Below are 17,343 nucleotides of genomic sequence, written 5' to 3'. Positions count from 1 at the left end.
GGAGCCGCCCGTCGAGCCGCCGGCGCCGGGCGGGCCCGAGCCGGGCCCCCCGACGCATCCGGAGCCGCCGCCACCCGACGGCCCGCGCCCCCACGAACCACCGGACTGAACCACCGCACGACCGGGCGGACGCCGTCGGGCAGATGAGGCTGGCTCAGGGGCACTCGACATGGCTGACGACGGAGGAGGGGCTGTGCGCGGCGCGGTGGTGGAGATCGCGGTGTGGTTCGGCGTGCTGATGGGGATGACGGCGGTCTTGATCAGTTCCGTTTCCCCCGTCGAGCTGCTGGTGGCGGGCACCGCCGCGTTGGGCGGCGCGTCGGCCGCCCGGCGCCTTCGGCTGGCCGCCGGCATCGATCCGGGTGGTGCCCGGGGCGCTCTGCGCTCCGCGGCTCGGCTACCGGGCGCAGTGCTCGGCGGCAGCGCCGTCCTGGCCCGCGCCCTGCTGAGCGGGCCCCGGGAGGCGGGCCTTCGCCGGGTACGGCTGCGCCCGGGCGTCGGTCCGGGCTGGGCGCCGACAATGGTGGCCGCCTCGCCGGACACCTGCGTCCTGGAGATCGGCGAGCACGGCGAGGTGCTGGTGCACGCGCTCGGCCCGCGGCCGGGGCCGGTGGAACGCGTGGTCGCCGACAGCGCCCAGGGGGAAGCGTCATGAACGCATGGGGAGCGGCTGCACTGGTCCTGCTGATCGCGTCGGTGCCGGTGTGTCTGTGGGTGGCGGCCAGGGGCAGCGCGGTGCGGCGCCTGGCCGGGGTGTGCCTGCTGTCGAGCGTGGTCGGCGGTGTGTTCCTGCTGCTGCCGCAGGCCTACCAGCGCTCCTCCTACCAGGACCTCGCGCTGATGCTCGCCGTGCTCTCCCCGGCGGGCACGCTGGTCTTCACCCGCTTCGTCGCCGGCCGGAACCGGGCACCGGAGGGTTCCGAGCGTGAGGGCGGGGGCGGATGACGGCCGGTCACGTGCTGGTGCTGGTGCTGCTGTGGGCAGGGGTGGGGTTCGTCCTGCTGTCCGTGGCGGCCCTCGCCGTCTTCACGGACACGTTCGTGCGGTTGCACGCCCTCGCCCCGGCCGCGTGCGCCGGGGTGCCGCTGATCGCGGCAGCGGTGGCCCTCGACCAGGGCGGCGGCCGCGGCGCGGTGAAGACGCTGCTGATCGGCCTGCTCTTCGCGGCCGGCGGCACCGTGACGACGATTGCACTCGGCAAAGCCACCTGGAACTCGGACGGGAAGGACAGCACGTGAACGAGGCGCTGATCGGTGTGGCGGTCGCATTCGTCGTGGCCGCGGCGACGGTGGCGGTGCTGTGCCGGGATCCGGCCCGCCAGGCCGTCGTCCTGGCCGTCCTGGGACTGGCCCTGTCGGTGCTGTTCGCCGTGCTCCAAGCCCCCGACGTCGCGCTGTCGCAGCTGGCCGTGGGCACCGCCCTGACGCCACTGCTGATCCTACTGACCGTCCGCAAGGTCACCCGACGCCCCACCCGAGACGACGAGCGCCGCGACGGTGGGGAGAGCAAGGGGTGACGGCCCGAGCCCGGCTCCGGCTGTTCCTGGTCTCCGCTGCCGTGATCGCCGGCTTCTTCACTGCCGCCTGTACCGGCCTGCCCCGCTTCGGATCCGACTTCCACCCCTACGGCGACCGGGCCGTCGCCGCAGCCCTCGCCCACCGCACCGCCAACGTGGTCTCCTCGGTGAACTTCGACGTCCGCGCGTTCGACACCCTCGGCGAGGAGTCGATCCTCTTCACCACCGTCCTCGCCGCCACGCTGCTGCTGCGGCTGGCCCGGGACGAACGCGAGAAGCAGCCGGAGGCGGAACGGGTGCTGCCCACCACGCGGTTGTTCGGTGCGGTCCTGCTGCCGGTCACCCTCGTGGTCGGGGTGTACATCATCGCGCACGGCCAGCTGTCGCCCGGCGGCGGCTTCCAGGGCGGCGTCGTCCTGGCCACCGCGCTGCACCTCGCGTACGTCGCCGCCGACTACCGCGTCCTCAAGCGGGTCCGGCCGCTGACCGTCCTCGACGTGGCCGACTCACTGGCCGCCGCCTCGTTCACGATCATCGGCCTGGCCGCATTGATCGCCGGCGGCGCGTTCCTGAAGAACGTCCTGCCGCTGGGCACGTTCAACCAGATCACCTCCGGCGGCACCGTCCCCGTCCTGAACGCCGCCGTCGGCATCGAGGTCGCCTCCGCCCTGATCGTGCTGCTCGCCCACTTCCTCGACCAGGCCGTCGAGATCACCGACCCCGACGACCAGGAGGCACGCTGACATGGGGATCTGGGTCTACCTCGCCGCCGGATGGGTCCTGCTCATCGCCCTGTACGGCCTGGTCACCAGCCGCAACCTCATCCACGCCATCGGCTGCCTGGCCGTCGCCCAGTCCTCCACCTACCTGCTGCTCCTGGCTGTCGGCTACCGCGGAGGCGCCACAGCCCCGGTGTTCTCCGACCTCACCCCCGGCGCCCGGCCGGTCGTCGACCCGATCGTCCAGGCCCTGGCCCTGACCGACGTCGTCGTCGGCGCCACCGTCACCGCCCTGCTCCTCGCCCTCACCATCCAACTGCGCAAACGCCACCACACCGTCGATCCGCAGGCCCTCACCGGCCTCAAGGGCTGAACGTGACTGCGCAGGACCTGCTGCCGCTCGCCATCGCCGTCCCGCTGCTCGGCTCCGTTCTCCTGGCCCTCGCCGGGCGCCGCCTGCCCCGACTGGGCTGCGACGTCCTCGCCACCGGTGTCGCGGCCCTGGAAGTCGCGGTGCTGGTGCTGCTCTGGACGAAGAGCGGCAGCATCGCCACCGCCGACCTCGGAGGCTGGCCCGCCCAGGTTGGTATCGTGCTGGCCGCCGACCCGCTCGGTGCCGGCCTCGCCCTTCTGGTGGGCGTCCTCGTCCTCGCGGTGATCATCTATTCCTGGCGGTACTTCGACGAACCCACCGGCGAACGCACAGGCGTCTTCCCCGCGCTGATCCTGCTGTTCGAGGCCGGCATGGCCGGCTTCGCCCTCACCGGCGACCTGTTCGACGCCTTCGTGTTCTTCGAGCTCATGGGCGCCGCCGCCTACGCCCTCACCGGCTACCGCATCGAGGACCCCCGACCCCTGCACGGCGCCCTCACCTTCGCCATCGTCAACTCCTTCGCCGCCTACTGCTCCCTGCTCGGCATCGGCCTGCTCTACGCCCGCACCGGCGAACTCAACCTCGCCCGCCTCGGCGAGCACCTCGCCGACCGCCACACCGACGCGCTGACCGTCTTCTCCTTCGTGCTGGTGTGCACGGCGCTGCTGGTGAAGGCCGCCGCGGTGCCGTTCCACTTCTGGCTGCCCGATGCACACGCCGTCGCCCCGACGCCGGTGTGCATGCTGATGTCCGGCGTCATGGTCGAACTCGGCGTCTACGGAATCGCGCGCGTGTACTGGACCGTCTTCTCCGGCCCCGGCGGCATCCCGCACGAGGCGTTCCGCAGCACCGTGACCGCGCTCGGCGTCGTGACCGCGCTGCTCGGCGCCCTGATGTGTTGGCAGCAACGGCACCTCAAGCGCCTGCTCGCCTTCTCCACCATCAGCCACGTCGGCCTGTTCCTCATCGGTATCGCCGTGCTCACCTCCGACGGCGCCGGCGGTACCGCCCTCTACGTTGCCGGCCATGGCCTGGTGAAGGCGGCCCTGTTCGGCCTCGCCGGCGTCCTGCTGGACCGGTACGGATCCGTCGACGAGCACGGCCTGCACGGCAAGGCCCGCGACCTTCGCACGGTCGGTGTGCTGTTCGTGGTCGGCGCGCTTGCGCTGGCCGGGCTGCCGCCGTTCGGCACCGGCCTGGGCAAGGCCCTGACCGAGGACGCCGCGGGCCACCTCCGGTTCTGGCTGCCCGCTGTGTTCGTGGCCACCTCCGCCGTCACCGGCGCCGCCGTCCTGCGCGCGGCCCTGCGGATCTTTTTCGGCGTCGGACCGGTCCCGGGCACCCGGCCCGGAGAGGAGGAGACCACCGGAGAGGGCGAGGAACCCGAGATCCGCGACGCGGAGCGGACCCTGCCGCCCGCGATGCTGGCCGTCCCCGCCCTCCTCCTGACCGCCGCCCTGATGCTGGGCTGCGTCCCCGCCGTCGCCACCGCGCTCGCCCAGGGCGCGCAGACCTTCACCGACCCCGCCCGCTACACCGCTGCCGTCACCGAGGCAACCGGCTCCACAGCAGCACCCGGCCGGGCCGGGGCCGGCTGGACCGGGGCGGGCCTCGCCCTCGGCCTGCTCTCCGCCGCGCTCGCCTGCGCGCTCGCCGTCACGGCCGTCCGGCGGCCCACACCCGCCGGCCCCGGCCCGGCGGCCGTGCGGATGCTGCGCCGCCTGCACTCCGGACACCTCGGCGACTACCTCGCCTGGCTCGCCCTCGGCGTGGCCGTGCTGTGTGCCGCCATCGCCACCCAGACCTGACCCGTCGAGGACCGGTCGCTGAGCATTCCGCCCGAACGAACCAACGGTTCCTCGGACACTGCGGCTGTTTGCAACATCCCTTCGAAGTACGCCGGTACACAAGGCCTTTCTTGCTCACTGAGGCTTCGGCGGGTCACCGGCCGTGGTCCCGATCTCGTGCTCCCCAAGACCCAGGAGTCGTTCGAGTTCCTCGATCCGGTCGCCCACGGTCGGCGGCGAAGGCGCCGCCAGCTTCGGACCGGACCGGCCGAACACCATGTCGGACACGACCCGCCTGAGCACGAGCACCGGGACCGCGACGACCCAGAACAGGCCCGACACCAGGGCCAACGCCTCCGCCTGCGGCCGCTCCTGTTCCTCGAACCGTCTTTCCGCCAACTCCGCACGGCGGCCACTCCGGTCGGCGACGAATCCCGCACGCGCCCGCGCGATGAGCACGTGAGCTGTCACCCCCGCGACGACTCCGTATGCTGCGAGCGCTACGAGGACCAGCCACAACACCACCGATCGCCTCCTTCGTCGAACGCCGGATCGCTGAGGTGTTGCCCCGTCTGCCCGGCCTGAGCCGAGTTCTAACCGCGCCGGCCCAGTCGCGCCGCGAACGGACCTGCGGGGCCAGGGCGGGTGGTGGCGCTTTCGGTCGTGTTTCCCCGGGGCGGGGGAGTCCGGCGGCCGCGGGCTTGACCCCGGCCCGGAGCTTCTGGCAATCCTCCGGTGGTCATCGTGAATACGGTGCTGGATCGCGGCTACACGACAACGGCACGGATCCGCTCGACGTCCAGAAGGGACACCTCGATGACGAACGTCTCGCGCCTGCCCGGAGCCTATGACCACTGTTGGGACTGGCAGTTGGAGGCGGCCTGCCGCGAGACGGAGAACAGCCTCTTCTTTCATCCCACAGGCGAGCGAGGCAGGGCGCACAAGGCTCGTGAGGAAGCCGCGAAGGCTGTCTGTGCCGGCTGTCCGGTCCTGACCGAGTGCCGGCGCCACGCCCTTGCGACACGCGAGCCCTTCGGGGTCTGGGGCGGACTGAGCGAGGAGGAGCGGCACCTGCTGCTGCGAGCGCGACACCACCGACCGGCAGCGTGAGACGACTGCACCGGTGCCCGTCGGTGTGCGGAGCGGCTGCCCGGGCCCCGGTGGGTGGCGCCTCGTGTGCGGGCGGAACCGCAACCTTCCGCGACCGGTACGGGATCGACCCACCGGACGGGGCCGAGGCGTCCGGCACGGTGGGGCCGCCCGACGACGTTGCACGAGGGCAGCGTGCTGGATCCCCGCACCGGGCCCGTCGTCAACCACGACTTCGCCGACTACCACATCGCGGCCAACGCGGACGTCGGCGAGATCGAGGCGCACTGGCTCCCCGAGCACGATCCCCACGTCAACGCCATGGGCTCCAAGGGTATCGGGGAGATCGGCATCGTCGGGACCGCCGCTGCAGTGTCGAACGCCGTATGGCACGCCTGCGGTGTGCGCGTGCGGGACCTGCCGATCACACTGGACAAGATCCTCCAGGTGCTCGAACAGCTCGAACGATGACCGCGCGCACGGATTCGTCGGCGGTCGCGGCTCTGGACGCGGGACTCCCGTGGGCGACCGCGGGACGATCAACTCGCGGTGGGTGCCGTGCCGGCTCCCGTGAAAGGCATCGCCGTCAGCCGAGTGCACACCTCGTTGCCGATGGACCCACCGCAGGTGCGCGCATTCGGCCACCGCTGGTGGAGAGCTCAGGCAACGACGCCCGCCAACGTTTCCACGCCGTGGGCGGTGACCAGGTGCGCGTCCCGTCGGACAACCGGTAGGACAGGCCCACTACGGCGGTCCTGCCTGCGGCAACGGCGTGTGCGAACGCCTGGGATCGCTCCAACAGCAGGTCAACTGTGCCGGACGTGCTCGGCAATGACTGGTGGCGGTCGCCGAGGACCTCACTCCCGTACCCCGCGTCGTCCGCGCTGCCACCGGCGCCGCCTACACCCTCGCCACCACAGGCGTCGCCGGCCCAGCCCCCAGGACGGCCAGCCGGTGGGCACCGTCCACATCGCCCTCGCCGGACCTGACACCACCGTCACCGCCGAACCCCGCCCCCACACCAGCGACCGCGAGGACATCCAGCACACGACCGTCCTCGCCGCGGGTCTGCGGGTCGCCAGGCGGTGAGTCATGCGTGCTGGGCAGCTCCCTGGAGCCCGGCACCCAGGGCTGCCACGGGTCACGGGACGCCGGCGGTCCGGGAAGGGTGCCAGCGGTGTGTGAGGGGCAGGACCGCAGTGGTCAGGACCCACCGGAGCGGGGGCACGGTCAGCAGCACCCCGAGGTACGGCCACGGGCCGCCGGAGCGCATCAGCAGGTGGGCCAGAGCGTCGGTGCCGCTGTAGTGCCGGCCGGCCGGGGTGAGCCACAGGGGGCTTCGCCGCACAGTCTCGGGGGTGATGGCTCCGGGGTGGCCGAGGCGGGCGTTCAGGGCGGTCAGGTCGACGAACTCGTAGTCGACGGGCTCCCAGGGGCGCGAGGACGCGGAGGCGGCGAGATACCGTTCGGCTCGGACGACCCACCTCGTGCACAACGGGCATGATCCGTCGAACAGCAGCAGCGGCTCCCGCAGGGCGGGTCCAGCCGATGGATGGTCGTCCACGTCGAGCACCTCCACTGGCCATCATCGCCCGTAGGGCCGTGACCGTGGAAGGCCTGGGGCCGGTCAGGACTGCTGTGTGCGAACCCGGCGCGGCGCGGCGGGCCGTATCCCGGTGAGCGGGGCGCACCCTGGAGGTACGGGTCCTCGCGGGTCGGCCCGGGTGAGGCTGCCGCATGTCGAGCCGATGCTGGCGACGGCCGGCCCGCTGCCGTCCGGCCCCGGCCGGTCGGCAGAGGTGAAATGGGATGGCGTGCGGTGCGTGGCCCGTGTGCCTCAGGCGGCGCCGGTGCGGCTGGTGGGCCGCCGGGGCACCTACTTCACCGAGCGGTTTCCCGAGGTGGCCGAGGCACTGACCGAGGTCCGCGGACCTGTGATCCTCGCCGGTGAGCTGGTGGTGATGCGCGGCGGGAGGCCGTCCGTCTCCGCGCTGCAGGGCCGTATCCACCGCGCCCGCCCCGCGACAGTCCGGGCGGCGGCCACCGGTGCGCCTGCCCCTGTTCATCGTGTTCGATCTTCTGTACACCGGGGGCCGGTCGCTGTTGACGGAGCGGGACGTGTCCGGTCGCGTCTGCCGGCCGGTCCGGCACATACCGGGACGTCCGGTGGGAGTGGCTCGGGGCCGGGCGCGAGGCAGATGCCCGGTCCCCGCACCCGCTCTGGCCGGGGCCGTGGGCATGGCCGGGGGCCGGTTTGCTACCTTCCCGGCGACCGGAAGGGCCGCATGGTGGTGGCACGCCGGTAGGCCGGTTTCATCCGATGTCGGTCCGCGACCGGCGGACTACCGGGCCGCGAGCGTGAGGGCCCGTCGGAGGTCCTGCGCGTAGCGCAGGGGCTGTTCCCAGGCTGCGAAGTGGCCGCCGTGCTGGTGCTCGATGAACTCGTGCACGTTGACGAACCGGGAGACGAAGCTGCGGGGGGCGGGCTTGGTGTCGTGGGCGAAGGCGCTCACGACGGTGGGCGTGGTCACGTAGGGGACCGGCGGAGCGGTCTCGGCGTAGGGCGTGAACGAGGTGGCGATGGTGTTGGTGAACCAGTAGGTGCTGGTCCAGGTGAGCAGGTCGTCCTCCTCGAAGGGGAGGTGGGACCAGCTGTGCAGTTTTTCGATGATCCAGGCTGCCAGGCCCGCCGGTGAGTCCGCCAGGGCCGGTGCGAGCGTGTGGGGCTTGGTGGACTGCTGGGCGATGTAGGCGCCTTCGGTGCGTTGCCACGTGGTGGCGGTGTCGAGGTAATCGAGTTCCTCGGTGCCGAGAACGGAGCGGTCGGCGAAGACGGCGTGGAGAGGGGAGATGTTCGTCAGGTGCAGGGCGGCGACCCGGTCGGGGTGCTGCGCGGCGAGGTGTTCGGCGACGTCCGCGCCGATGTCGCCGCCGGAGACGACGTAGCGACGGTATCCGAGCGCCTGGAGGGCGTCGGCGACCAGCGACGCCATCGCGGCGGTCGTCATCCCCGCCCGGGTCTGCGGGTGCGAGAAGGGGAAGCCCGGGAGGGCGGGAGCGACGACGTTCAGGTCCGTGAGCAGGGGGAGCAGCCGTTCGAAGCGGAGTACCGAGTCGGGCCAGCCGTGCAGGAGGACGACCGTGGGGGCGTCGGCGGCGGCGCGCTGGTGAACGACGTGGAGCGTGTCATCGCCGGACCTGGTGCTTTCCCAGGGCAGGGCCAGGATGCGGGCCTCGTGTGCGCGCCAGTCGAAGCGTTCGCGCCATGAGTCGAGCAGGCGGGCGAGGAAGTCCGGGTCCGTGCCCCGCTGCCACCCGGTTTGGGTGGCAAGGGCCGGCCTTCGGGTCGCAGCCAGGCGCCGACGCAGGTCGTGGAGATCGGAATCGGTCACAGGGGTGAACGGCAGAGGCATGTGTACGACGATACACATCATGTGTTCGCGCGTACACATCGCGGCGGTCGCCCGATACCCTGACGGCATGGAGCACACGACGCCGCAGCCCAAGGACGCCGCGCGGACCCGGGAACGAATCCTGACCGCCGCGCGGCGCGAGTTCGCCCGCGTCGGGTTCGCCCGTGCCACGGTCCGAACCATCGCCACCTCCGCCCAGGTCTCCCCGAACCTGATCACCCGCTACTTCGGCGGCAAGGACGGCCTCTTCGTCGCCGCCACCGAAGTCCACCTCGACCTCGACCGCATGTTCGACGGCCCACGGCACCTGCTCGGCCAGCGCCTCGCCCACGGCATCGTCGACCGCTGGACCGGCATGGATGGCGAGGACCCACTCCTCGTCCTGCTGCGCGCCGCGGGCGAACGCGCCGAGGCCGCCGAGGCTTTGGCGGCCTTCCTCGATCGGGAATCCCTCGAACCCCTGCGGCGGCTGCTGCTGACCTACGGGATGGCAGGCGAGGAAGCCCTCGCCCGCGCGCGGGCGATCGACGCCTTCGTTCTCGGGATCTCCGCCCGCCTGCGTGTGCTGCGCGACGACCTCGGCGACAGTTCGGCGCTGGAACACTGGATCGCCACCACGATCCAGCAGCTCGTCGACGCACCCGAACCGGAGCGCAGGCGGTAGTCCCACTCGGCGCCGACCGTCGGGCCACCGGGTCGGGGCCAGTGCTGTCCGGCGGTCGGTGGGCGTCGCCGAGCCGCGCTCGCGGGAGTGCACCCGGCGCGGTGCCCGGACGCGTGGTGCTCCGGGGCGCGGGCGGGGGCGCGCGAACTGGTCGCCGGGGCGGCCTGTCCCGCGGCCGGGCCGCTGCCCTTGGCCTTCCCGGTCGGCGCGCCGGGGGCTCCTATGCGCGTGAGCTCCGGGTGTCGGCCCTGGTGTCGTGGGCCCGCTGGCTGTCCTGGATCCCGGCGCTGCCGGCGTCGCGCACTGATCGCCGGACCTCGTGCTCGCCGTTGTTCGTCCGCAGGATCTGCTCCTGCCCGCCGGGCTGTGCGGCCGGCCGACCCCTTGGGGCGGGGATGGCTGCGGCCGCGGACGTCCGGCCCAGTACAGCAGGTCGTGGGTCCTGCCGTGGCGCCGAGCCACTCAATGCCCTGGCGGGTGTATGCGGCGCCGGGCCGGGCAGGCGCTGGTCATGTCGGTGTCCTCGGTCGTGGACACGGTGCTGGACCGCACCGTGGTGCTGGGCTACGGGAACGTGGGCCTGTGGGCACGCAGGCGCCTGCCCGCCTGGCCGGCGGATCCGCCGCGCATGGACGGGAAGGTCGTCCTCGTGACGGGCGCCGCCTCCGGGATCGGTCTGGCCGCCGCCGCCGGGTTCGCCCGGCTCGGTGCCTCGGTGCAGGTCTTGGCCCGCGACCCGGGCCGGGCGGAGCAGGCGGCCCGGCTGACCCGTGAACGCGCCGGCCCCGGGGCGCCGACGGTCGTGCCGGTGGTGTGCGACCTGGCGAGCCTGGCCGACCTGCGCACCTTCACCAAGGCGTTCCTCGCCGTCGAGTCACGACTGGACGTGCTGGTCAACAACGCGGGCGTGATGCCCGACGAGCGCGCCTTCAGCAAGGACGGCGTGGAACTGTGCTTCGCCACGCACGTCCTGGCGCCGTGGGTTCTCACCCACGACCTCGCCCCCGTCCTGGCCCGGACGGCGCCGTCCCGGATCATCAATGTCACCTCCGGCGGCCAGTACGCCCGGCACGTCCCGGCCGGCGACCCGCAGTCGGTGCGCGACCGCTACGGCCCGAAGAAGATCTACGCACGCACCAAACGGGAACAGCTGACGATCACCGAACAGTGGGCCCGGCGCCTTGCCGCACAGGAGATCCACGTCCACGCGATGCACCCGGGCTGGGCGGACACCACGGGAGTGCGCCACTGGATGCCGCTCTTCCGCAAGGTGACCCGCCCCGTCATCCGCACCCCCGAGGAGGGCGCCGACACCATCGTGTGGCTCGGCGCCGCACCCGAGGCCATCGCCTCCACCGGACTGTTGTGGCACGACCGTCGCCCCCGCCCCATCACTTACTCCCTCGGCGCAGGACCCGACGCCCCGGCAGCCCGGCAAGAACTCTGGGACCACCTCTCCCACCTTGCCGACGCCGCAGGCCGCTGACCGGCAACCGGCCGCACCCCGAGCGACGAGCGCAGTCCAGCGCCCGCTCGCTGCGGGCCCGCCCGTCCCACCGCGCCCTCGGCTGGCGGCGAGCCCGTCCTAGGTCGGTTTCGCCAGGTCAGCGGCGTGTCCCCGATGGGGTGCGGTCCTTCAGAGCGCGGTCGATGCCGCGCGTGAAGTGCTCCAGGTCTCCCGGGTTACGGGAGGTGACGAGCCGCCAGCCGTCGGTGTCGTCCTCCACCAGCGGTTCGTCCGCCCAGGTCGCACCGGCGTTGGCGAGGTCGGTGCGCAGCGACGGGAACGAGGTGAGCCGCTTTCCGTACGCCACGCCCGCCTCGACCAGCAGCCATGGGCCGTGGCAGATGGCGGCAACGGGGCGGCCGGCCTTGGTGAAGGCGAGGACCAGGTCGATGGCCTCGCGCTTCGTCCTGAGGCTGTCGGCGTTGAGGGTACCGCCGGGAATCACCAGCAGGTCGTAGTCGGAGGCGCTCACCTCGCTCAGCGTGTGCGTGGGGCGTACCGTCTCGCCGGGTTCCTTGTCCCGGTTCATGGTGCGGATGTCGTCCATGGAGACGGCGGCGATGTCGACGTGGGCGCCCTGCTCGCGCAGGTGCCGCACCGGAACGAGGAGTTCGTCCTGCTCGACGCCATAGTTCGTCACGATCGCCAGGGCCTTCGTGTCGATGGTCATGTCTCCTCCTGAATAGGCCGTACGTGAGCGCGGCAGGCCGGGCCCACGCACGCCCCCCTGGCTGGAGCGGCTACCCGGTTCACCGCCGTCCACTCGGCAGGGTGTGGGTGTGTCCGGTTCGGGTGATCGCGTGGCATCGGCGGACCTCGTCCATCTCCACACGCACTCCTTGGAGGCGGTGGTGAACGCCAGACGACGATCGTGGGCCGTGGTGATGCACCAGAGTTCCGGCGAACGCGGGGGGCCTGAGGGCCCCGTACCGGCCGGGTCGCCTCGGACGGAACAGACGGGTGCGCATTCGTCAGGACGCCGAACCGACCCGCCCATCGTCGGCGTGAACTCCTTCGCGGTGCGGTGTCGGAGCTGCAGGTGATGTCGAAGGCGCAGCGGCACGGACGACGCCGATGGGCAGACCCCCGGACCTCCGACGTGATGCCGTCATCCACAGGCGGCCCCGCTCGCGAGGAGAGTTGACCCGCCGATCAGCGTTGACCTGCCGATCAGCCGGCACTCATGGAAGCGGCACCGCCTCCAGACGCGGATGCTGCCCGGTGCCGGGGGGCGCCGACAGGACGGTCGCCACGCCGTCCGCGATCTCGACGGTCAGATCGCCGGCCGTGCTCCTCCAGACCAGGCCACCGCCGGGCCCGACGCGGTCGGTGGCGTGCACCACCACGACGGCGGGTGGGGCGTGTCCGCCGACCGGCCCGGGCAGGGTGACCGCGTAGCGGCGGTTGAGGCTCTTCATGATCGGCCTCCTCGCGTTCTCCCCTCCCTGTCCTGCGGACTGCCTCCCCTTCGGCCGTGTCCGTGCACGGGTGGCCCGTCAGGCCAGGGCGACGACCATGCCGACCAGCATGGCCGACACGGCCAGGGCCGACAACACGATCAGTACGGCGGGCCAGGGGCCCCACGCCCTACGGACTTCGGGCGGCTCGGGGTGGGAGATCCCCGCGATGCCGCCCTCCGCAGGTGGGGTGTCGCGGCCGGGAAGTGTGTGGTGTTCGTCGAGCCCGGGGGTGTGCTGCGGGTCGGGGTCCGGTACAGCCATGGTGCGTCCCAGGTGAGGGTGGTAGTGGCGCCCAGCGGCTTCCCCGGCCGCCGTGGGTGAAACCTCACCGGCGCGGTCCGACGTCCCTGGTGGGGGCCTGGGTGCGCTGAGGACGGGCGGGCTTGTGCTCGGCTACCCCGTTTGAGTGATCGCCCTATTCACCATCCGTAGGTCCGGCTCTCGGGTGTGGTCGGTGCACGGCCTGGTCGTCGGCGGGCGATGCCGGGTCGGGGCTCAGCGCCCGGCCGGCCGCGGCGCCCGCGTAGAGGGTGAAGCCGACCCCGACCAGCCAGGACTGGACGACCAGGACGGTACCCACGGCGCCGTAGGACAGGGCATTGGAGACCACGAGGGGCACGAACACGAGCCGGGAGAACAGCCGCAGGCCGGCCAGTCCGACCACGGTGGCGACGGCGCCGGGCAGCAGTCGGCGCCACGGGATGCGCGCGGTCAGCAGCAGCCGCGGCAACCACCAGAACAGCAGCAGTCCGCCCAGCACGGTGGTGATGACCCGCAAGGCGGGCTGTGCCGCGGTGTGCGGCCACGGCACGCCGCTCCACGCAGCAGCCACGACGTAGCCGACCAGCCCGGCCAGGCCCAGCAACTGGCGCCACACGCCGTGCCAGGGCGCGGCGGGCAGGTCCCAGATCCGTTCGAATGCCCTCTGGACGGAGGCCATCAGGGTCACGCCGAACACGGCGAGTGCGGCCAGCCCGACGCCGGTGGTGGTGCTCAGTACCTGGCCCGGTGAGACGAACAACTCGCGCACCGGCTTTTGCGCGCGGCGGGTCAGCCCGAGGCCGTCGGTGATCCAGTCGGCGAGACCGTTGCCCCGGCTGGTGGAGGCCGCGGCGATCACGATCAGCAGCGGCACCAGGGTCACGAAGCACAGCGCGGCGAACGCCATGGAACGTTCCATCAGCTCTGCCCGCCGCCACACCCGCCACACCTCGGCCGCGAGCAGCCGGCCCCTGCGCCGGACGGCGGCCGCGGCCGCCGACACCGGGGCGGCCCGACCGCGGGCACGGTGCGCGTGTGGGGCGCTCCCGGACATCTGCACACCTCCCGGCCACCCGAGCGTGGACCACTGGGCTGCTGCCCCGCCGGGCCGATCCCACACCTGCCGATCTGCCGCCGCGCATCGGTCGCCGGGGCCCACACGGTGGGCGTTCCAAGCAGGAGGACGCGGACGAACGCCTGCGGCAGTTCCTTGTTCACGGTGCGGGCGGCGTCGGGAACAGTCTCCGCGCGCACGTCCCGCCTGCCGTGCCAGGTCAAGGCCTTCATCGGCCACCTCACTCAGTCGTGCCCGCAGAGCGCGCCGGCGGCTCGGCTCCCGGCAGCCGCTCGCGCCCCTCCGCTGAGCGGCTGCCCGGTCGGCCCACTGGAAACGGTCGGAGGCGGGCGGGCTTGCCGACGCAGCGGTGTGTGGTCTTCGGGGTGGTGGTGGGTGTCCGGCCGGGCTTCGCCCGCGTGCAGTAGCCCGGCGGGCTTTCGGGCGGGGCCGGTGTGAGGATGCGGGTGTTCGGGTGAGCCGTGGATATGAGACGGGATGTGATGGCGGCGGTGGTCGACGGGGAGTGGTTCAACGAGCTTGGATCGTGCCTGGACCTGGCCACGGACGGGACGGGTGCCTTGTCGGGTACCTTCGCGCCGGGGGTGGGCCCGGCCGGGAAGCGGGAGCTGGTGGGCCGCTACGACCCGTCCTCGACAGGGGCGGGCGTGGCGCTGGGCTGGACGGTCACCTGGTCGAGCGGACAGGGTGAGGACGCCTCCGTGACCAGCTGGAGCGGCCAGTACCTGCCCGAGGAGGAGCGGATCGTCGCCCACTGGCTGTTCACCACCGCCACAGGCGCGCAGGACGCATGGCGGGCCACAGCGGTCGGGCAGGACGTCTTCGGGCGCCGCCTTCCCGACAACGCCGGGTGAACCACCAGGCCTTCCCCTCGGGGCAAGCCCTCGGTGAGGACAGGAAAGGCGGCGAGCTGCCGTCGCATCTCGGTGAAGAGGAGCTTCGCCTGTCCTGTGGTGAGGCCTCCCATTCGCGTCGTGCCGGCCTCGGCGCACGCCGCGAACGCGGACGGGGGTCGGCCGCGGCCGGTGACGATCCGCCCGGTGCAGTGCCCGAGGACGTCGGTGCGCGGGTGCCGGACCGCCGCGAGCATCCGGGACGCCATCACCGGCAGTCGACGGGCCCGAGCGGCGTCCACCGGCCCGGGCGGCGGGGTCGCGGCCGCGTCGGCGGCCGTACGGAACGCCCCGGACCCGGTAGGGCGAGGCGCCGTTCCACTCCAGGAGGAAGGCGATCCGGCGCAGCGCGCTTCGGGTGGGTCCACGGCCTGGTCGTCTCAGGGCGTCGCAAGGGTGAGCGCCGCGAGCTCGTCGACGACGGAGGTCAGCCGGCCGTGCCGGTCGAGGGCGCGGCGTTGGCGGTCGGCGCCGGTACCGTGCCGGTGGACGTGGGCGAGGCCGGCCTCCACGGCGGTCAGGTCGCCGGCGGCGGCCAGGCCGGGGGCGGCCCGTTCGAGGAGGCGCTCGACGAGTAGGGCCATCGGGGCGGGTTTCCCGGTTGCCGGGTCGGCGCCTTCCCCGGACAGCCCGCTGCGGGCGGCCTGCCAGTGGGCGGCGTGGACCAGCCCCGCCGGGCACGCGGGGGCGGGCCGGCCGTGCGCGATCTCGTCGAGCAGGACGGCGGTCAGCCCGCGCAGCAGCGCGGCGAGCAGCAGGACGGTCTGCAGGTCGGCGTTGACGTCGGCGACCCGGATCTCCAGCGTCGGGACGTGTTCCGAGGGCCTGGCGTACCAGTAGACCATCCGGCGGTCGAGCAGGACGCCGGTCTCCACCAGGGCCGCCACCAGCTCCTCGTACTGCTCCTCGTCCAGCACCGGAGCCGGGCCGACGGTCGGCCAGCGCGACCAGCGGACGGTGCGCCAGCTCGCGAAGCCGCTGTCCCGGCCCTCCGTGAAGGGGGAGTTGACCGCGAGGGCCTGGACGACCGGCAGCCAGGGGCGCAGGTGGTTGCCGAGTGCCAGGGCCTGGCCGCGGCTCACCGTCCCGACGTGGACGTGGCAGCCGCACAGCGCGCCGGCGTAGCCGTCGGCCACGCCCTCATAGCGGGCCGCCATCGCCCGGTACCGCGCATCGTCGGTGACCCGCCCGGGCCCCGGGGCGCTGAGCACCGGGGTGCCCGAGGCGACCAGCAGGCAGCCCGCGTCGGCCGCCGCAGCTGCGACGACGGCCCGCAGCCGGACCAGGTCGGCCCGCAGGTCCCAGAGGCGGGTGGTGGGCTCGGTGCACACCTCGACCTGCACGGGGAAGAACTCGGCCTGGACCCGCTCGCCCAGGACGGCCTCGGCGGCCGCGATGACCTGCGGCGCGCGGTCGGCCGGAAGCCTGGTGCGCCGGTCGACGAGCAGGAACTCCTCCTCCACCCCGAGGGTGGGCACGGACGGCGCGGGTGCCGGTGCGGGCACTGCGGACCGCGGCTCCCGGGCGGGCGTACCCATGGCGGCGCGCCGGACCTCGATCGGCCCGGTTCGGGCCTCGGGGCGGGAAATCGGACGCGTGTGGATGGGCACGGCGTGCGTCTTGCCGGGCCCGGCGGCGCCGAAACGTCCCTGCGGACGGAGCGCCGTGCGGCGGAACCCGCCGCAGCACGTGTGGGAGCGGGCGGCCCGGGCAGGCGCCGGCCGTGGACGACGGCCAGGCAGCGTGTACGGCGCCATCCGGAGCTGACCCTCCCGAGCCCGCCGAGCGCCCGCCGGGGCGCACCGCACCGTGGCCGGGCGACGATGTCAGCACCACGGCGGGCGGCCGTGACGGCCTCGCCGTCGCCCTGGTGGACGAGGGTTCGGTACGGGTCGTCACGGTTGTCGGTCAACTCGACCACGACAGTGCGTACGACTTCCGTCTGGTGTTCGCGCGACCAGTGGCGGACGGCATCGAGCTGGTCCTGGTGGACCTCGGGGATCTGCGCTTCTGCGACTCGACCGGCCTGAACCTGCTGCTCCGTGCCCGGATCGAGGCGGCGCCCGCCGGGCTGAGAAGGTGGTCTGGCTGGAGGTCGCGTCCCCGATCGCCCTCGTCGACCGAACTCCTGGTCGAGGTGTTTGCCGGACGGCGGCTAATCGGATGAATCAGAAGAAAATAGTAGAAACATGAATTCAATGTCGTATGTCGGGTAGAACACCCATGCAGCGGCCATGACCGGATCCGGCCGTTGCGGCACCCGACCAGGTGCCACCGGGACCGCGCTTGAAGAAGCCGGGCACGGGTCCTGGGGGAAGAAGCCCCGCGAGGTGCGATGCGGAAGCTCACACCCCGTCGCCGGGCGTTCACCCCGATGCCCAGGAGAGAGCAAGTGTCCACGTCACTCGAAAGCGACTGCCGGGCTGCCTCCGTACCGTCCGACCTGCCCGCGGACATCCCGCCCAGGCCCTCGGAGGCCGAACTGCGGTCGATGGGGAAGTCCGAGGCCCGGGAACTCAGCGACGCGTTGTTCGAGCGCCTGGCCGGCCTCGCCCGCGAGAGTCACGCCTACAGCTACGTCCGCGG

Annotated in this window: 23 protein-coding genes and 2 pseudogenes; 16 read left to right on the top strand and 9 right to left on the bottom strand. The window is 72.8% G+C overall.

What is annotated here, in order from left to right:
- Nucleotides 1-169 precede the first annotated feature (169 nt).
- The 7 genes from ACZ7KX_RS32225 to ACZ7KX_RS32195 are packed head-to-tail and all read left to right on the top strand — an operon-like array spanning nt 170 to nt 4,416.
- The gene (locus ACZ7KX_RS32225) at nt 170-655 is read left to right on the top strand and encodes a hypothetical protein (RefSeq protein ID WP_470329540.1); all 486 of its coding nucleotides are present in this window, start codon (nt 170-172) and stop codon (nt 653-655) included.
- Nucleotides 652-945, top strand: a complete 294-nt coding sequence (locus ACZ7KX_RS32220; RefSeq protein WP_470329539.1) for a monovalent cation/H+ antiporter complex subunit F — start codon at nt 652-654, stop codon at nt 943-945. Before ACZ7KX_RS32225 ends, ACZ7KX_RS32220 begins: the two co-directional genes overlap by 4 nt.
- Nucleotides 942-1,238, top strand: a complete 297-nt coding sequence (locus ACZ7KX_RS32215; RefSeq protein ID WP_470329538.1) for a monovalent cation/H(+) antiporter subunit G — start codon at nt 942-944, stop codon at nt 1,236-1,238. Before ACZ7KX_RS32220 ends, ACZ7KX_RS32215 begins: the two co-directional genes overlap by 4 nt.
- Complete coding sequence (locus ACZ7KX_RS32210; protein ID WP_470329537.1) at nt 1,235-1,516, top strand: Na(+)/H(+) antiporter subunit B; 282 nt, start codon at nt 1,235-1,237, stop codon at nt 1,514-1,516. The genes ACZ7KX_RS32215 and ACZ7KX_RS32210 overlap by 4 nt, the downstream gene beginning before the upstream one ends.
- A complete protein-coding gene (locus ACZ7KX_RS32205) occupies nt 1,513-2,259 on the top strand; it encodes an MnhB domain-containing protein (protein ID WP_470329536.1) in 747 nt (248 codons plus the stop codon). The genes ACZ7KX_RS32210 and ACZ7KX_RS32205 overlap by 4 nt, the downstream gene beginning before the upstream one ends.
- 1 nt (nt 2,260) lies before the next feature.
- Entirely contained in the window at nt 2,261-2,608 is a 348-nt protein-coding gene (locus tag ACZ7KX_RS32200) for a sodium:proton antiporter (protein WP_470329535.1), read from the top strand.
- A gap of 2 nt (nt 2,609-2,610) precedes the next feature.
- The gene (locus tag ACZ7KX_RS32195) at nt 2,611-4,416 is read left to right on the top strand and encodes a complex I subunit 5 family protein (RefSeq protein ID WP_470329534.1); all 1,806 of its coding nucleotides are present in this window, start codon (nt 2,611-2,613) and stop codon (nt 4,414-4,416) included.
- A gap of 114 nt (nt 4,417-4,530) precedes the next feature.
- On the opposite strand, the gene ACZ7KX_RS32190 is transcribed toward ACZ7KX_RS32195, so the two are convergent.
- Complete coding sequence (locus ACZ7KX_RS32190; RefSeq protein WP_470329533.1) at nt 4,531-4,920, bottom strand: hypothetical protein; 390 nt, start codon at nt 4,918-4,920, stop codon at nt 4,531-4,533.
- Nucleotides 4,921-5,211: 291 nt separating this feature from the next.
- Here ACZ7KX_RS32190 and ACZ7KX_RS32185 point away from each other — a divergent pair, with 291 nt between their 5' ends.
- The 3 genes from ACZ7KX_RS32185 (at nt 5,212) to ACZ7KX_RS32175 (ending at nt 6,573) form a co-directional block, all read left to right on the top strand.
- Complete coding sequence (locus ACZ7KX_RS32185; RefSeq protein ID WP_470329622.1) at nt 5,212-5,505, top strand: WhiB family transcriptional regulator; 294 nt, start codon at nt 5,212-5,214, stop codon at nt 5,503-5,505.
- 174 nt (nt 5,506-5,679) lie between these two features.
- Nucleotides 5,680-5,955 (top strand): hypothetical protein, encoded by a 276-nt coding sequence (locus tag ACZ7KX_RS32180; protein ID WP_470329532.1) that lies wholly within the window; start codon nt 5,680-5,682, stop codon nt 5,953-5,955.
- 483 nt (nt 5,956-6,438) lie between these two features.
- Nucleotides 6,439-6,573, top strand: a complete 135-nt coding sequence (locus ACZ7KX_RS32175; protein WP_470329531.1) for a hypothetical protein — start codon at nt 6,439-6,441, stop codon at nt 6,571-6,573.
- A gap of 52 nt (nt 6,574-6,625) precedes the next feature.
- On the opposite strand, the gene ACZ7KX_RS32170 is transcribed toward ACZ7KX_RS32175, so the two are convergent.
- Nucleotides 6,626-7,048 (bottom strand): thiol-disulfide oxidoreductase DCC family protein, encoded by a 423-nt coding sequence (locus ACZ7KX_RS32170; RefSeq protein WP_470329530.1) that lies wholly within the window; start codon nt 7,046-7,048, stop codon nt 6,626-6,628.
- A 184-nt stretch (nt 7,049-7,232) separates the two neighbouring features.
- On the opposite strand from ACZ7KX_RS32170, the gene ACZ7KX_RS32165 reads away from it, so the two are divergent.
- Nucleotides 7,233-7,790: an ATP-dependent DNA ligase gene (locus tag ACZ7KX_RS32165; protein ID WP_470329621.1), complete on the top strand. Its 558-nt coding sequence runs from the start codon at nt 7,233-7,235 to the stop codon at nt 7,788-7,790.
- A gap of 36 nt (nt 7,791-7,826) precedes the next feature.
- Here ACZ7KX_RS32165 and ACZ7KX_RS32160 read toward each other — a convergent pair whose 3' ends face one another.
- Nucleotides 7,827-8,897: an epoxide hydrolase family protein gene (locus ACZ7KX_RS32160; RefSeq protein ID WP_470329529.1), complete on the bottom strand. Its 1,071-nt coding sequence runs from the start codon at nt 8,895-8,897 to the stop codon at nt 7,827-7,829.
- A 67-nt stretch (nt 8,898-8,964) separates the two neighbouring features.
- On the opposite strand from ACZ7KX_RS32160, the gene ACZ7KX_RS32155 reads away from it, so the two are divergent.
- Entirely contained in the window at nt 8,965-9,561 is a 597-nt protein-coding gene (locus ACZ7KX_RS32155) for a TetR/AcrR family transcriptional regulator (protein ID WP_470329528.1), read from the top strand.
- Between the two features lie 511 nt (nt 9,562-10,072).
- Entirely contained in the window at nt 10,073-11,047 is a 975-nt protein-coding gene (locus ACZ7KX_RS32150; protein ID WP_470329527.1) for an SDR family NAD(P)-dependent oxidoreductase, read from the top strand.
- Nucleotides 11,048-11,165: 118 nt separating this feature from the next.
- On the opposite strand, the gene ACZ7KX_RS32145 is transcribed toward ACZ7KX_RS32150, so the two are convergent.
- The 4 genes from ACZ7KX_RS32145 to ACZ7KX_RS32130 form a co-directional block, all read right to left on the bottom strand.
- The gene (locus ACZ7KX_RS32145) at nt 11,166-11,738 is read right to left on the bottom strand and encodes a type 1 glutamine amidotransferase domain-containing protein (protein ID WP_470329526.1); all 573 of its coding nucleotides are present in this window, start codon (nt 11,736-11,738) and stop codon (nt 11,166-11,168) included.
- 511 nt (nt 11,739-12,249) lie between these two features.
- Nucleotides 12,250-12,486, bottom strand: coding sequence for a DUF6296 family protein (locus tag ACZ7KX_RS32140; RefSeq protein ID WP_396553958.1), 237 nt, complete (start codon nt 12,484-12,486; stop codon nt 12,250-12,252).
- 78 nt (nt 12,487-12,564) lie between these two features.
- Complete coding sequence (locus tag ACZ7KX_RS32135; protein ID WP_470329525.1) at nt 12,565-12,789, bottom strand: DUF6480 family protein; 225 nt, start codon at nt 12,787-12,789, stop codon at nt 12,565-12,567.
- A gap of 154 nt (nt 12,790-12,943) precedes the next feature.
- The gene (locus ACZ7KX_RS32130) at nt 12,944-13,843 is read right to left on the bottom strand and encodes a YhjD/YihY/BrkB family envelope integrity protein (RefSeq protein WP_470329524.1); all 900 of its coding nucleotides are present in this window, start codon (nt 13,841-13,843) and stop codon (nt 12,944-12,946) included.
- A gap of 488 nt (nt 13,844-14,331) precedes the next feature.
- Here ACZ7KX_RS32130 and ACZ7KX_RS32125 point away from each other — a divergent pair, with 488 nt between their 5' ends.
- Nucleotides 14,332-14,718 carry an avidin/streptavidin family protein gene (locus ACZ7KX_RS32125; RefSeq protein WP_470329523.1) on the top strand — a complete coding sequence of 129 codons (387 nt, stop codon included), beginning with the start codon at nt 14,332-14,334 and terminating at the stop codon, nt 14,716-14,718.
- A gap of 119 nt (nt 14,719-14,837) precedes the next feature.
- Here ACZ7KX_RS32125 and ACZ7KX_RS32120 read toward each other — a convergent pair.
- Both ACZ7KX_RS32120 and ACZ7KX_RS32115 read right to left on the bottom strand, forming a co-directional pair.
- Nucleotides 14,838-14,966 (bottom strand): annotated as a pseudogene (locus ACZ7KX_RS32120) (PHP domain-containing protein); the annotation flags it as partial.
- A 171-nt stretch (nt 14,967-15,137) separates the two neighbouring features.
- Complete coding sequence (locus ACZ7KX_RS32115; RefSeq protein ID WP_470329522.1) at nt 15,138-16,262, bottom strand: carboxylate-amine ligase; 1,125 nt, start codon at nt 16,260-16,262, stop codon at nt 15,138-15,140.
- Between the two features lie 218 nt (nt 16,263-16,480).
- Between ACZ7KX_RS32115 and ACZ7KX_RS32110 the strand changes: the two genes are divergently transcribed.
- Together ACZ7KX_RS32110 and ACZ7KX_RS32105 are read left to right on the top strand one after the other, a co-directional pair.
- Nucleotides 16,481-16,924 carry an STAS domain-containing protein gene (locus ACZ7KX_RS32110; protein WP_470329521.1) on the top strand — a complete coding sequence of 148 codons (444 nt, stop codon included), beginning with the start codon at nt 16,481-16,483 and terminating at the stop codon, nt 16,922-16,924.
- Between the two features lie 225 nt (nt 16,925-17,149).
- Nucleotides 17,150-17,343: pseudogene (locus ACZ7KX_RS32105) on the top strand (hypothetical protein); the annotation flags it as partial.

Source organism: Kitasatospora sp. NPDC038210 (genome assembly GCF_055600605.1).
The sequence above is the reverse complement of the archived record's forward strand: the minus strand, read 5'-3'. Positions and strand labels throughout refer to the sequence as shown.

What these genes read in the sequence shown, in the direction of transcription:
- ACZ7KX_RS32200 (WP_470329535.1), top strand. Translation starts at nt 2,261, where the DNA reads ATGGGGATCTGGGTCTACCTCGCCGCCGGATGGGTCCTGCTCATCGCC.
- ACZ7KX_RS32130 (WP_470329524.1), bottom strand. Translation starts at nt 13,843, where the DNA reads ATGTCCGGGAGCGCCCCACACGCGCACCGTGCCCGCGGTCGGGCCGCC.
- ACZ7KX_RS32155 (WP_470329528.1), top strand. Translation starts at nt 8,965, where the DNA reads ATGGAGCACACGACGCCGCAGCCCAAGGACGCCGCGCGGACCCGGGAA.
- ACZ7KX_RS32125 (WP_470329523.1), top strand. Translation starts at nt 14,332, where the DNA reads ATGAGACGGGATGTGATGGCGGCGGTGGTCGACGGGGAGTGGTTCAAC.
- ACZ7KX_RS32185 (WP_470329622.1), top strand. Translation starts at nt 5,212, where the DNA reads ATGACGAACGTCTCGCGCCTGCCCGGAGCCTATGACCACTGTTGGGAC.
- ACZ7KX_RS32140 (WP_396553958.1), bottom strand. Translation starts at nt 12,486, where the DNA reads ATGAAGAGCCTCAACCGCCGCTACGCGGTCACCCTGCCCGGGCCGGTC.
- ACZ7KX_RS32225 (WP_470329540.1), top strand. Translation starts at nt 170, where the DNA reads ATGGCTGACGACGGAGGAGGGGCTGTGCGCGGCGCGGTGGTGGAGATC.
- ACZ7KX_RS32215 (WP_470329538.1), top strand. Translation starts at nt 942, where the DNA reads ATGACGGCCGGTCACGTGCTGGTGCTGGTGCTGCTGTGGGCAGGGGTG.
- ACZ7KX_RS32165 (WP_470329621.1), top strand. Translation starts at nt 7,233, where the DNA reads ATGCTGGCGACGGCCGGCCCGCTGCCGTCCGGCCCCGGCCGGTCGGCA.
- ACZ7KX_RS32145 (WP_470329526.1), bottom strand. Translation starts at nt 11,738, where the DNA reads ATGACCATCGACACGAAGGCCCTGGCGATCGTGACGAACTATGGCGTC.
- ACZ7KX_RS32160 (WP_470329529.1), bottom strand. Translation starts at nt 8,897, where the DNA reads ATGCCTCTGCCGTTCACCCCTGTGACCGATTCCGATCTCCACGACCTG.
- ACZ7KX_RS32220 (WP_470329539.1), top strand. Translation starts at nt 652, where the DNA reads ATGAACGCATGGGGAGCGGCTGCACTGGTCCTGCTGATCGCGTCGGTG.
- ACZ7KX_RS32135 (WP_470329525.1), bottom strand. Translation starts at nt 12,789, where the DNA reads ATGGCTGTACCGGACCCCGACCCGCAGCACACCCCCGGGCTCGACGAA.
- ACZ7KX_RS32150 (WP_470329527.1), top strand. Translation starts at nt 10,073, where the DNA reads ATGTCGGTGTCCTCGGTCGTGGACACGGTGCTGGACCGCACCGTGGTG.